This window comes from Aminobacter sp. LjRoot7 (assembly GCF_964252895.1).
Classification (GTDB): domain Bacteria; phylum Pseudomonadota; class Alphaproteobacteria; order Rhizobiales; family Rhizobiaceae; genus Aminobacter; species Aminobacter aminovorans_B.
In genome coordinates this window covers 211,089-223,724 of sequence record NZ_CAXUPX020000005.1, presented here as the reverse complement: position 1 = coordinate 223,724, position 12,636 = coordinate 211,089, and the positions used below count along the sequence as shown (strand labels likewise).

Sequence of the window (12,636 nt, the reverse complement as noted above, 5' to 3'; positions counted from 1 at the left end):
TATGGCAAGGAAACTCGGGGTCGGGGTGATCGGCTGCGGCAACATCTCGAAAACCTATTTCAAGCACGCGCCTGAGTTCAAAGGCATCGAGATGCGCGCCTGCGCCGACATCAACATGGATGCAGCCAAGGCAAGGGCCAAGGAATTCAAGCTGCGCGCCGAGACGGTCGAGGGGCTTTTGGCGGCCAAGGATATCGACATCGTCGTCAACCTGACCATTCCGGCGGTGCACTACGAGGTGTCGAGGCAAGCGATCGAGGCGGGCAAGCACGTCTATTCGGAAAAGCCCTTCGTGCTCACCATCAAGGACGGGCTCGACCTCAAGAAGCGCGCCGACAAGAAAGGCGTGCGCATCGGCTCGGCGCCCGACACCTTCCTCGGCGGTTCGCACCAGCTGGCGCGGCACCTGATCGACACCGGCAAGCTCGGCAGGATTACCTCGGGCACCTGCCACGTGATGAGCCACGGCATGGAGCACTGGCACCCCAATCCCGACTTCTTCTTCCAGCCGGGCGGCGGGCCGATCCTCGACCTCGGGCCCTATTACATTGCCAATCTGGTCCAACTGATCGGGCCGGTTGCCCGGGTGGCTGCACTGTCGTCGATCCCGGCCAAGGAACGCACCATTTCGTCCAAGCCACGGGCAGGCGAGAAGATCCCGGTGACGACGCCGACGACGATCCTGGCGCTGATGGAGTTCGAGAACGGGGCGGTGTTCACCTTCAACGCCAGCTGGGACGTCTGGGACAGCGGCCATGCGCCGATGGAGCTCTATGGCGAGCAGGGCACAATCCACATGCCGGACCCCAATTTCTTCGGCGGCGAGTTGCGCTACACCAGGGGCGAAAAGCCGGTGAAGGCGCTGCCGAAATGGGACCACCCCTTCTCCGTCGCCAATGAGAAGCATCCGCACGGCATGATGGCCAATTATCGCACGGCGGGCCTCGCCGACATGGCGCTGGCGATCATGCAGGGCCGGCCGCATCGCTGCTCGCTCGAACTCGCCAACCACGTCATCGACATCATGACCGGCATCCTGAAATCGGGCGAGACGAAGAAATTCGTCGAGATGCAGACGACCTGCGAGCGGCCCGAGCCGCTTGGCCCGGCTGCTGCAAGGGGGCTGCTGGCACCGTCGAAATAGGCTATGAGAGGGGAACGGCGTATCAGCCGATTCCCCTTTCCATTCGAGGACAGCATCATGACCTGGCAGCCGGCTGCGAACCGTTACGAAAACATGGTCTACAATCGCTGCGGCAGGTCGGGGCTCAAGCTGCCGGCGATCTCGCTCGGCCTGTGGCACAATTTCGGCGAGGACACGCCGCACAAGACCAAGCGCGCCATCTGCCAGAAGGCCTTCGACCTCGGCATCACCCATTTCGACCTCGCCAACAATTACGGCCCGCCTCCCGGCTCGGCCGAGACCGCCTTCGGCGACATCCTGCGCACGGACTTTGCCGGCCTGCGCGACGAGATGATCATCTCGACCAAGGCCGGTTACGACATGTGGCCCGGTCCCTACGGCGAGTGGGGCAGCCGCAAATATGTGCTGGCGAGCCTCGATCAGAGCCTGAAGCGCATGGGCCTCGATTATGTCGACATCTTCTACTCGCACCGCTTCGACCCCGACACGCCGCTCGAAGAGACGATGGGTGCGCTCGACCATGCCGTGCGTTCGGGCAAGGCGCTTTATGCCGGCATCTCGTCCTACAATGCCCAGCGCACCCGCGAGGCGGCCGACATCCTGAAGCGGCTCGGCACGCCCTGCCTGATCCACCAACCGAGCTATTCGCTGATCAACCGCTGGGTCGAGGATGACGGCCTGCTCGATGCGCTCGACGGGCTCGGCATCGGCTCCATCGTGTTCTCGCCGCTGGCGCAGGGCATGCTGACCGGCAAGTACCTCGGCGGCGTGCCGGAAGGCAGCCGCGCGTCGCAGGGCAAGTCGCTGCGCCCGGCCTTCCTCAACGACAAGAACCTAGCCAACATCCGCGCGCTGAACAGCATTGCCGAACGCCGCGGCCAGACGCTGGCGCAGATGGCGCTGGCCTGGGTGCTGCGCGGCGGCCGGGTGACCTCGGCGCTGATCGGCGCCAGCCGTCCCGAGCAGGTCGAGGATTGTGTCGGCGCTCTGAAGAACGCGACCTTCACCGATGCGGAACTGGCCGAGATCGACACCTATGCCCGCGAGGCCGACATCAACCTCTGGGCCCGCTCGTCCGAGCGCGAAGGGCCGGCGCGGCAGAAGAAGTAAGCCGGCGCTCTGAAGGTTCGAACCATGCAGGCGGCGGGAGTTCCCGCCGTTTGCTTTTGGTGCAGATTGTCTTTGCCGGCGGGACGCGCTAGCAAAACCCTTGTCCAGTCGCCATCTTAGGCGATGGATTGTTCCGTCCGGGCATTGGCCTGGCCGAGGAAGGTGAAAACGGAAAGATGGCGGCGCGGGTTAAGCTGACGAAGAACCAGCAGAAGGTTCTGGAGAAACTCGAAGTGGCGACCGGGCCGCTCAGCGCCTACACGCTGCTCGACCAGTTGCGCGACGAGGGTTTTCGCGCGCCGCTGCAGGTCTACCGTGCCCTCGAAGCGCTGATGAAGGACGGGTTCGTCCACCGCCTGGAAAGCCTCAACGCCTTCGTCGCCTGCTCCGAGCCGCACGACCACAGCCATCACAACCACCGCATGACGGCATTCGCCATCTGCGACACCTGCGGCCAGGTCACCGAAATCTCGGACGAAACGATCGGCAAGCAGCTCGACCAGTGGGTCGGCTCGACCGGCTTCGTCGCCAAAAAGGCGGTCATCGAATTCCGCGGCACCTGCGCCAAGTGTGCTGCGATCGCCGCCTGATCCAGCCTATCGCGCTGTCGAAAACGCGAACCAGACGGCCACCGCCGCCAGCAGCGCCGACAAGATCTTTCGCGCGACCTGCTCAATCCGTGGGTTATTGAGCAAAGGCTCGAGCGTTCCTGCCAGTGCCACGATCAACGCATGGATGATGGTCGCGACCGCGACATAGATGGCGGTCAGTGTGAGCGTCTGCGACAGCACCGGCTTGTCGGCGACGATGAAGGTTGGCAGCACCGCGACATAGAACACCGCAGCCTTCGGGTTCAAAAGGTTGGTCACCAACCCGCGCGTGAAATAGCGCCGGTCGGCATCGCCGCCTTCAGACACCGCTTCGCCCGGACCGCGCCAGCCTTCATAGGCGAGAAAGAGCAGGAACAGCACGCCGGCCCAGCGCAGGCCCTCGTAGAGCAGGTGCGACGACTGGATCAGTTCGGTGACGCCAAGTGCCGCGACCACGCCGATGGTGGCGAGGCCGAGCGCGATGCCGGCCACCGTGGCGAAGCCGGCCCGGCGGCCTTCACCCGCTGACACCAGCGCTAGGTAGGTCATGTTCGGCCCTGGCGTCAGCTCGATGATGACAGAGGTCAGGGTGAAGGAGAGCAACGTCGGCAGGTCAGACGACGTCGCGAACCCCATCTCAGTGCGCTTCGTCCCAGCTGTCGGCAGCGTTGGCGTCGACATGCAGCGGCACCGACATCGATGCGGCCGGCATGGCGGCATTTTCCATCACGTGCCGGACCACCGGGATCGTCGCTGCGACCTCGCTCTCGACGGTTTCGAAGATCAGTTCGTCGTGCACTTGCAGCAGCATGCGCGCCGACAGCTTGGCCGCGACCAGCGCGTCGTCCATGCGGATCATCGCCCGGCGGATGATGTCGGCGGCGGTGCCCTGCAGGCGGGCGTTGATCGAGGCGCGTTCGTTGAAGGCGCGCACCGACGGGTTCGACGAGCGGATTTCCGGATAGTGGATGCGCCTGCCGAAGATGGTCTCGACATAGCCGTTGTCGCGGCAGAACGCCTTGGTCTCGTCCATGTAGGCGCGGATGCCGGGGAAGCGCTCGAAATACTTCTTGATGTAGTCGGAGGCTTCCTCGCGCGGGATCGACAGCTGGTTGGCGAGGCCGAAGGCCGAGATGCCGTAGATGATGCCGAAATTGATCGCCTTGGCGCGGCGGCGCACTTCCGACGGCATGCCCTCGACCGGCACCGAAAACATCTCGGACGCGGTCATGGCATGGATGTCGACGCCGTCAGCGAAGGCCTGCTTGAGCTGGCCGATGTCGGCGACGTGGGCAAGCACGCGCAGCTCGATCTGGCTGTAGTCGGCCGAGATCAGCTTGTTGCCCTTGTCTGCGATGAAGGCGGTGCGGATCTTGCGCCCTTCGGCGGTGCGGATCGGGATGTTCTGCAGGTTCGGGTCCGACGACGACAGCCGCCCGGTGGTGGTGGCGGCCAGCGCGTAGGAGGTGTGGACGCGCTTGGTCTCCGGATTGATGAATCCGGGCAGGGCGTCGGTGTAGGTCGATTTCAGCTTGGTCAGTTGGCGCCAGTCAACGATCTTGCGCGGCAGCTCATGGCCTTCGGCGGCGAGGTCTTCGAGCACCTGGGCCGAGGTCGACCATTGGCCGGTCTTGGTCTTGGTGCCACCGGGCAGGCCCATGCGGCCGAACAGGATGTCGCCGAGTTGCTTGGGCGAGCCGATGTTGAAGCGCTCGCCGGCGAGGTTGTTGATCTCGTCCTCAAGTCGTGCCGCACCCTGGGCGAGTTCGCCCGACAGGCGCGACAGGATCTGGCGGTCGACCGAGATGCCACGCTGCTCCATCTGGGCCAGCACCGGCACCAGCGGCCGTTCCAGCCGCTCGTAGACCGATGTCAGCCCCTTGGCGGCCAGACGCGGCTTCAGCACGCGCCACAGGCGCAGCGTCACGTCGGCATCCTCGGCGGCATAGGCCGTCGCCTTGTCGATGTCGACCTGGTCGAAGCCGACGAAGCTTTTGCCGGAGCCGGCGATGTCCTTGAAGGCGATCGGCGTGTGGCCGAGCCATTTCTCCGAGAGTGGGTCCATGCCATGGCCGCCATTGGTGCCGCCGTCGAGCACATAGGACAACAGCATCGTGTCGTCGAACGGACGTACGTCGACGCCGTGGCGGTTCATCACCACCAGGTCGTATTTCAGGTTTTGCGCGATCTTCAGCACCGAGCCGTCTTCGAGCAGCGGCTTGAGGGTGGCGAGGGCGTCGCGCACCGGAATCTGGTTCTCGACCAGCCCGCCGCCGAGCAGGTCGCCGCGCCCGCTCTTGTGGGCGAGCGGCACATAGGCGGCGCGGCCCGGCGCGGTGGCAAAGGAAATGCCGACGAGCTCGGCCTGCATCGGATCGAGCGAGTTGGTCTCGGTGTCGAATGCCATGACGCCGGCCTCGGTCGCCTCGGCCACCCAGGCCTTCAGCGTCGCGAGGTCGCGGATTGTCACATAAGCGGCGTGGTCGAACTTTTCCGAGACAGCGGCTGCAGCGATCTTGTTGGCGAGGTCGGTGGGGGTCTCGAGCGCGGTGCCGCTGTCGGATGGTGCGGACGAGGGTGCTGCGGCAGGCGTGCTGCCGCCGTTCGCACGCGCGGCGGGAGCTGCAGCGGCTGCCGCCGCAGGTGTTGCGCCCGCTCCGACATCCGGCCCATGCGCGTCAGCGCCCCATTGCACGGAAACCGGCACGGCCTCGATCTCGCCCGCCTCGGTACCCGTGGCCTCGGCGACGCGGCGCGTCAGCGAGGTGAATTCCATGGTCTTGAGGAAGCCGATCAACTTCGGCCCGTTCGGCGGCTGCAGAACGAAGTCTTCGAGCCCGTCGGTCACCGGCACGTCGATCTTGAGCCGCACCAGCTCGCGCGAAATGCGTGCCTTTTCGGTGTTGTCGATGATCGACTGCCGGCGCTTGTCCTGCTTGATCTCGGAGGCGCGGGCGAGCAGCGTGTCGAGGTCGCCGAACTGTTCGAGCAGCTGCGCCGCCGTCTTGGGCCCGATGCCGGGCACGCCGGGCACGTTGTCGACCGAGTCGCCGGTCAGCGCCTGCAGGTCGATCATCTTCTCGGGCGGCACGCCCCACTTCTCGATGACCTCGGGGATGTTGATCTGGCGATCCTTCATCGGGTCGTACATCGACACGCTGGGACCGACGAGCTGCATCAGGTCCTTGTCGGAGGAGACGATGGTGGTGTCGCCGCCTGCCTCGCAGGCGAGCCGGGCATAGGTGGCGATCAGGTCGTCGGCCTCAAAACCCTCCATCTCGATGCAGGGCAGCTCGAACGCTTTGGTCGCCTGGCGGATCAGGCCGAATTGCGGGATCAGGTCTTCCGGCGGCGCCGAGCGGTTGGCCTTGTATTCTGGGTAGAGCTCGTTGCGGAAGGTCTTCGAGGAATAGTCGAAGATGACGGCGAAATGGGTCGGCACGACACCGGCGTCGGTGTTGCGCGCGTCGAGCATCAGCTTCCACAACATATTGCAGAAACCGGAGACCGCGCCGACCGGCAGGCCGTCCGACTTGCGCGTCAGCGGCGGCAGCGCGTGATAGGCGCGGAAGATGTAGCCGGAGCCGTCGACTAGGAAGAGATGATCGCCTTTTTTCATGGCGATACGGGTAACTTGGCACGGCGCGGCTGTCCATGGTCAAGCTGGCCTTGCCGCCGTCTACTGACAAGTCGTTTGACGCGTACCCGGCAGTCGCGGCGGCACCTGCCCTGTTCCGCAACGTATGGGCGGCCTAGTCGCCTGTCAGAGCGGCGCAAAACGTTTTGAAATGGTCTCGGCGCCTTCGTGATAGTCGGTAAAGCCGATGCCCCCGTAATACGCCTGGCCGCCGGTGTTTTCCTTGCGGATGGTTGCGTCAATGAAGCTGACGCCCGCCTTTTTTGCAGCTTCCACCGTGTTGGCGAACAAGGCCCGCCCGGCGCCTCGCTTGTGCGCATTAGGATCGACGAAGGTTGCGATGACGCCCCAGTCGGCGGGCAGCCGGTCGCCCGGCCAGTCCGGGTCGGACCAGTCGAGCGACTGGAACCCCAGCACCTGCTCGCCTTCGAGCGCCACAAAGCAGCTGATTCCGAGTTTCGGCGAGATGAAATAGTTGATGATGCGCTGCTCATCGAACTTTTCGCGGTGCGCAGTCGTCCCGCCGATGTCAATGATTTCATTGAGGATTCGGGCCATGGTACTAGCGTCTTGCGGCAGGGCGGCTCGGACATGCACGGGCATGGATTGGTCATTCCAGAATTGATTGGCTGATTTGCCCGAGACTATGCGGGCGGCATCATTGTGCAAAGGGGCTGGACCGCCTCAGCTGACATTGGCCGCCAACCGCGCTGCGCCGATGTCAGGCGGCCGGCATCGCCATGTCGCCGGTCTGGCCGTGGGCGGCCTGGCGCTGCTTGATCTTGTGACCGATCTCGACGATGGCCGCGATCGCCGGCTGGAACTCGGTGCCGAGGTCGGTCAGGCCGTACTCCACCGAGGGCGGCGACGTCGGCATTACCCGCCGCCATAAAACGCCCTTGGCCTCGAGGTCGCGCAGCCGCCCGGTCAGCACCTTTGCCGAAATCGCGGGGATGTCGTGGCGCAGCTCGCCGAAGCGGCGCGGGCCGGCGCTGAGATACCAGATGATGTTGGGCGTCCAGGCGCCGCCGAGCAGCGACATGCATTCGCTGAGCGGACAGGCCTCGGGCGGCTCGGGAGCGCGGTTTCTGCGGAGTTTCAGCGCCATGGCTCGAGCACCTCAGGCAATCTCGTTGGGTTACTGCGGCGAAACCGCCGTTACCGCCTGGATACCCGAAAGTGGAGATCACCTCAAGTTACCTGGTATCCAGAGGTAACGATGATCTGCTAGCCCTTCGCCTGCAAACATGACCTGCATATTTCAGGCGCAAGGAGACCTCACTTGAAGCTCTATTACACACCCGGCTTCTGCTCGCTTTCACCGCACATCGTGCTGCACGAGCTGGGCGGGCAGTTCGATGTCGAACGCGTCGACGTCGCGACCAAGACGACCGAAACCGGAGCGGATTTCCGCGCCATCAATCCCAAGGGCTACGTGCCGGCGCTTCGGCTCGGCGACGGCGAGGTGCTGACCGAGGGTGCGGCGATCGTGCAGTATCTCGCCGACAGCAACGGTGCGCGCCGCCTGGCGCCGGAACCGGGAACGCTTGCCCGTGCGCGACTGCAGGAGCAGCTCAACTTCATTGCCTCGGAACTGCACAAAGCGTTTGGACCGCTGTTTCACGGCGCCACCGGCGAGGCGAAAGATGCGGCTGTGGCGAATGTCGGCAATCGCCTCGACCATATGGAAACACAGTTTGCCGATGGCCGCGCCTACCTGCTCGGCGAAAACTTCTCGGTCGCCGATGCCTATCTCTTTGTCGTCGCGAGCTGGACCGGTGCTACGGGGATCGGCCTGGCAAAATGGCCGCGCCTGTCCGCCTTCGTCGAGCGCGTGCGCCAGCGCCCGTCGGTCGTTGCCGCGATGGCAGCCGAGGGCCTGGCATGAGCGCCGTCGCAGCCGACCACGCCATGGCCTATGCCGAGGTCGCCCATGCGCTCACGGACTATTTCGACGGGCTCTATTTCAGCGACACCAAGCGGCTGTCGAGAATCTTCCACCCGCAGGCGATCTACGCCTGCGCGACGGAAGGCGAGCTGCTACGGCTGACCATGGAGGAGTACTTCCCCATCGTCGACAAGCGGCCCTCGCCCGCCAGCCGGTCGGAGGCGCGCACCGATCGCATCGTTTCGATCGAGTTCGCCGGTCCGGTGACGGCCTTCGCCAAACTCAACTGCACCATCGGACCGAAGCATTTCACCGACTTCCTGACGTTGGTGAAGCTCGATGGCCGCTGGCAGATCATGGCGAAGGTTTTTCACTTCGACCTGCAGTCGAACTGAGCAGCCGGGAGCGGGAGCCGAAGAATGCCTTACGTCAATATCAAGATCACCCGCGAAGGCGTGACGCCGGAGCAGAAAGCCGCCCTGATCAAGGGCACCACCGATCTTCTCGTCGACGTCCTGGACAAGGATCCAGCAACGACATTCGTGGTTATAAATGAAGTCGATTTGGAGGATTGGGGCGTCGGTGGAATGCCGGTCGAACAGTACCGTCGCGCGCGTGGCAAGGGCTGAACAAGGCGGCGGGGCGATCACGCGCATGTTACAAAAGTGTAATCTTCGTGCCCTTGAATCGCCACGTTCAAAGGAACAAATGTAGGGCATCGGCAGTTTTTGCCGAAGTCCGGTCTCAGGCCCGTCCCCCGCCTATCCGGACCCTGCGGCAGCCTCATCCCCCTCTCCGGGCTGCCGCACCGTTTAAGAATGTGCCGCCGTGGCTCCCCCCTCCACCACGGCGGCACTTTTTTGTCCGCTTTCCTAAGAGCTTTCGCAGCGTCGGCCGCTGGCCCAATCCTGCCGCCTTTTCGTTTTCACATCGGCCCACTAGGTTGCGCGCCAGAAGAATCGAAAGGCACCCCAATGTCCGCTGTCGCACCCGTTCTCGATCGCCTCGACAAGAATCTCGACCAGTCCCTTGATCGCCTGTTCGAGTTGCTCCGCCTCAAGTCGATATCCACCGACCCGGCCTTTGCCGGCGACTGCCGCAAGGCCGCCGAATGGCTGGTCGCCGACCTCAAGACCATCGGCTTCGATGCCAGCGTGCGCGATACGCCCGGCCACCCGATGGTCGTCGCCCATCATGACGGCCCGGAAGGCTCGCCGCATGTGCTCTTCTACGGCCACTACGACGTGCAGCCGGTCGACCCGCTGAACCTCTGGGAAGACGATCCCTTCGATCCCAAGATCAAGGAGATCGCGGGCGGCATCAAGGTCATCACCGGCCGCGGCTCGTCCGATGACAAGGGCCAGCTGATGCTGTTCGTCGAGGCCTGCCGCGCCTGGAAGGAAGTGCATGGCGGCCTGCCATGCAAGATCACGCTGTTGTTCGAGGGCGAGGAGGAGTCTGGCTCGCCGTCGCTGAAGCCGTTCCTCGAGGCCAATGCCGAAGAACTGAAGGCCGATTTCGCCATGGTCTGCGACACCGGCATGTGGGACCGCCAGACGCCCGCCATCTGCGTCGGTCTGCGTGGCCTCGTCGGCGAGGAGGTGATCGTCAAGGCCGCCGACCGCGACCTGCATTCGGGCGAATATGGCGGTGCGGCCGCCAACCCGGTGCGCATCCTCGCCAAGGTGCTTGCCGCCATCCATGACGACAATGGCAGCGTCACCATCCCCGGCTTCTATGACGGCGTCGAAGAAACGCCCTCGCAGGTGCTGAAATCCTGGGAAACGCTCGGCGAGACCGCCGAAAACTTCCTCGGTGAGATCGGCCTGTCGATCCCCTCGGGCGAAAAGGGCCGCTCGATCCTCGAGCTGGTCTGGGCCCGCCCCACCGCCGAGTTCAACGGCATCACCGGCGGCTACACCGGCAAGGGTTTCAAGACGGTCATCGCGGCGGAAGCTTCGGCCAAGGTGTCGTTCCGTCTGGTGCACAAGCAGAACCCCGACAAGATCCGCGCCGCCTTCCGCGAATTCGTGCGTGCGCGCATCCCGGCCGACTGCAGCGTCGAGTTCCACGAGCATGGTGCCGGACCGGCGATTCAGCTGTCCTACGACTCGCCGTTCCTGGCCAAGGCCAAGGACGCGCTGTCGGACGAGTGGCCGAAGCCGGCCGTGATGCTCGCCATGGGAGGCTCGATCCCGATCGTCGGCGACTTTCAGAGCTTCCTCGGCATGGAGTCGCTGCTTGTCGGCTTTGCCTTGCCAGATGACCGCATCCACTCGCCGAACGAGAAATACGACCTGGCCTCGTTCCACAAGGGCCAGCGCTCCTGGGCGCGCATTCTCGAGGCGCTGACGCGCAAGTGAGCTAGAAACCGAGGTTTCTATTGATTTTTGCTCCGATCGCGGCAACTGAGTTTCCAAGCCGCGATCGGAGACACGCATGACCATCCGCTTTCACAAGCACGACCTTCCCGACCTCCAGCATTACGACGTCGATGCCGTCGCCATCGACACCGAGACGCTGGGCCTGAACCCGCATCGCGACCGGCTCTGTGTCGTCCAGATCTCGCCGGGCGACGGCACCGCCGACGTCATCCAGATCGCGCCCGGCCAGAAGAAGGCGCCGAACCTCACCGCGCTTCTGAAGAACCGCAAGGTGACGAAGCTGTTCCATTTCGGCCGCTTCGACATCGCCGTGCTCTACAACGCCTTCGGCGTGATGACCGAGCCGGTGTTCTGCACCAAGATCGCTTCGCGCCTGACCCGCACCTACACCGACCGCCACGGCCTCAAGGACATCTGCAACGAGCTTCTCGGCGTGTCGCTGTCGAAGCAGCAGCAGTCGTCCGACTGGGCCGCCGAGACGCTGTCGCCGGAGCAGCTCGAATACGCCGCCTCCGACGTGCTCCACCTGCACCGCCTGCGCGACGTGCTCGCCGCCAGGCTGGAGCGCGATGGCCGCACCAAGGAGGCCGAAGCCTGCTTCCGCTTTCTGCCGACCCGCGCCAAGCTCGACCTGATGGGCTGGGACGAAGAAGACATCTTCGCTCACAGCTGAGTTCTTAAACTCTTGATATCGTGAATGATCCAGCCCGGTGGCCGCTGCAGGCGGTCGGGCTGGAGCGCCAGCTGTGATGCTTGTCGAGGGAACAACAAGCCTGCCTGAACCGTTTGGGTGCGTACCAGATGAAAGGACGCATACGAATGGCTTCCACCCGTGAAGAAATCCAGGCCGACCTCGAAGAACAGGTTTCCCAGTTGACCAAGCAGGTCGCTTCGCTGACCAAGGCGATGTCCAAGCGCGGCTCCGCAGCCCTTGCCGACAGCCGCGAAAGCGCGTCCGAGCTTTACGAAGGTTTGTACGACCGCTTCACCGATGCCCTGCCGGCGATGCGCAAGCAGGCGCGCGTTGCGCAGAAAACCGCCCAGGACAATCCGATGACGACGGCGCTCGTCGGCGTCGCCATATTCGGTCTTCTCGCCGCCCTGCTCAGCCGCCGATGACTTTTGCCGCCGCGTGGCTTTACCGGGCCGCGCGGTCGTCTATCGTTGGCCAGCAGCATTTCGAGGGACCCACATGAGCGCCAAACTGCCGATCGCTTCCGCAGCCACCGATGGCTCGAAGGTCACGGTCTACTGGACCGACCGCGACGGCCAGGAAAATGAATCGGTCGCGCAGTACCGTTCGCTGGATCGCCTCAAGGCTGCGGGCGGGCAGTGGGACGACAGCGACGCCGGCTGGTGGGCCTATGTCGACAGCGACACCCAGAAACGCATCAGCCCGCACTCCTGGGCCAAATCTGGCGGCAGCGACGAAGACGACGAATAGGCGTATGATCGGGTCTGCCAGCCAGGGAGCTTAGCCATGGCCGAAAAATCCGATCAAAACGAACATCAGTTCATGGTGGCGGCCGTCGAGGCCGCCAAGGACGATACGCTCGACGGCGTCGCCGTGACGCTCGTCGATGCCCGCGGCGGCCGCGTTCGCCTGCATATGGCCACCGACATCGCCGAAATCCTACGCGAGCGGGTCTCTGCTGCGCTCAACAAAACCACCGGGCCGTAAAGCGGCAAGCTCACTCTCTTGCTGGTTCCAAGGCGTGGCAGACGGTTCCGCGCCGCGCGTCTTGAGCCGCTATTTAGGCGCTTGCCGCCTGGATTGCTGGCAGAATCCAGGGCAGCGCAAAAAATCTGAAATTTCCTTTGAACCATTTCTCCCCCTGCGACGACCCAGTCTCGTGAGGTGGGAAAATTCAATTCAAAGGAGA

The 12,636-nt window shown here is 64.1% G+C and carries 15 protein-coding genes; 11 read left to right on the top strand and 4 right to left on the bottom strand.

The annotated features are described in order from the left end of the window. The first annotated feature begins 1 nt into the window (after window position 1). The 3 genes from ACSQ3E_RS16600 (at window position 2) to ACSQ3E_RS16590 (ending at window position 2,844) form a co-directional block, all read left to right on the top strand. Window positions 2-1,144 (top strand): Gfo/Idh/MocA family protein, encoded by a 1,143-nt coding sequence (locus ACSQ3E_RS16600; RefSeq protein WP_436123549.1) that lies wholly within the window; start codon window positions 2-4, stop codon window positions 1,142-1,144. Between the two features lie 57 nt (window positions 1,145-1,201). Then, window positions 1,202-2,254, top strand: a complete 1,053-nt coding sequence (gene mgrA / locus ACSQ3E_RS16595) for an L-glyceraldehyde 3-phosphate reductase (RefSeq protein WP_436123548.1) — start codon at window positions 1,202-1,204, stop codon at window positions 2,252-2,254. A gap of 176 nt (window positions 2,255-2,430) precedes the next feature. Further along, window positions 2,431-2,844: a Fur family transcriptional regulator gene (locus ACSQ3E_RS16590; RefSeq protein ID WP_436123547.1), complete on the top strand. Its 414-nt coding sequence runs from the start codon at window positions 2,431-2,433 to the stop codon at window positions 2,842-2,844. Between the two features lie 6 nt (window positions 2,845-2,850). Here the strand turns inward: ACSQ3E_RS16590 and ACSQ3E_RS16585 are convergent, their stop codons facing one another. The 4 genes from ACSQ3E_RS16585 to ACSQ3E_RS16570 all read right to left on the bottom strand — a co-directional run bounded on the left by ACSQ3E_RS16585 (window position 2,851) and on the right by ACSQ3E_RS16570 (window position 7,589). Beyond that, complete coding sequence (locus ACSQ3E_RS16585; RefSeq protein ID WP_436123546.1) at window positions 2,851-3,480, bottom strand: LysE family translocator; 630 nt, start codon at window positions 3,478-3,480, stop codon at window positions 2,851-2,853. A gap of 1 nt (window position 3,481) precedes the next feature. Further along, entirely contained in the window at window positions 3,482-6,463 is a 2,982-nt protein-coding gene (gene polA, locus ACSQ3E_RS16580; protein ID WP_436123545.1) for a DNA polymerase I, read from the bottom strand. 144 nt (window positions 6,464-6,607) lie between these two features. Continuing rightward, window positions 6,608-7,039: an N-acetyltransferase family protein gene (locus ACSQ3E_RS16575; protein WP_436123544.1), complete on the bottom strand. Its 432-nt coding sequence runs from the start codon at window positions 7,037-7,039 to the stop codon at window positions 6,608-6,610. A 163-nt stretch (window positions 7,040-7,202) separates the two neighbouring features. Next, window positions 7,203-7,589, bottom strand: coding sequence for a winged helix-turn-helix transcriptional regulator (locus ACSQ3E_RS16570; protein WP_436123543.1), 387 nt, complete (start codon window positions 7,587-7,589; stop codon window positions 7,203-7,205). Between the two features lie 174 nt (window positions 7,590-7,763). Between ACSQ3E_RS16570 and gstA the strand changes: the two genes are divergently transcribed. The 8 genes from gstA to ACSQ3E_RS16530 all read left to right on the top strand — a co-directional run bounded on the left by gstA (window position 7,764) and on the right by ACSQ3E_RS16530 (window position 12,434). Next, window positions 7,764-8,369 carry a glutathione transferase GstA gene (gene gstA, locus ACSQ3E_RS16565; RefSeq protein WP_436123542.1) on the top strand — a complete coding sequence of 202 codons (606 nt, stop codon included), beginning with the start codon at window positions 7,764-7,766 and terminating at the stop codon, window positions 8,367-8,369. Next, the gene (locus tag ACSQ3E_RS16560) at window positions 8,366-8,764 is read left to right on the top strand and encodes a nuclear transport factor 2 family protein (protein WP_436123541.1); all 399 of its coding nucleotides are present in this window, start codon (window positions 8,366-8,368) and stop codon (window positions 8,762-8,764) included. Before gstA ends, ACSQ3E_RS16560 begins: the two co-directional genes overlap by 4 nt. A 24-nt stretch (window positions 8,765-8,788) precedes the next feature. Then, window positions 8,789-8,998 (top strand): tautomerase family protein, encoded by a 210-nt coding sequence (locus ACSQ3E_RS16555; protein ID WP_310320207.1) that lies wholly within the window; start codon window positions 8,789-8,791, stop codon window positions 8,996-8,998. 345 nt (window positions 8,999-9,343) lie between these two features. Then, complete coding sequence (locus ACSQ3E_RS16550; protein ID WP_436123540.1) at window positions 9,344-10,732, top strand: M20/M25/M40 family metallo-hydrolase; 1,389 nt, start codon at window positions 9,344-9,346, stop codon at window positions 10,730-10,732. Window positions 10,733-10,808: 76 nt separating this feature from the next. Continuing rightward, complete coding sequence (locus ACSQ3E_RS16545) at window positions 10,809-11,426, top strand: ribonuclease D (RefSeq protein WP_436123539.1); 618 nt, start codon at window positions 10,809-10,811, stop codon at window positions 11,424-11,426. Window positions 11,427-11,572: 146 nt separating this feature from the next. After that, window positions 11,573-11,872 carry a hypothetical protein gene (locus ACSQ3E_RS16540; protein WP_436123538.1) on the top strand — a complete coding sequence of 100 codons (300 nt, stop codon included), beginning with the start codon at window positions 11,573-11,575 and terminating at the stop codon, window positions 11,870-11,872. A gap of 73 nt (window positions 11,873-11,945) precedes the next feature. Then, complete coding sequence (locus tag ACSQ3E_RS16535) at window positions 11,946-12,197, top strand: hypothetical protein (protein WP_436123537.1); 252 nt, start codon at window positions 11,946-11,948, stop codon at window positions 12,195-12,197. A 36-nt stretch (window positions 12,198-12,233) separates the two neighbouring features. Continuing rightward, a complete protein-coding gene (locus ACSQ3E_RS16530; RefSeq protein WP_436123536.1) occupies window positions 12,234-12,434 on the top strand; it encodes a hypothetical protein in 201 nt (66 codons plus the stop codon). Window positions 12,435-12,636: the final 202 nt, after the last annotated feature.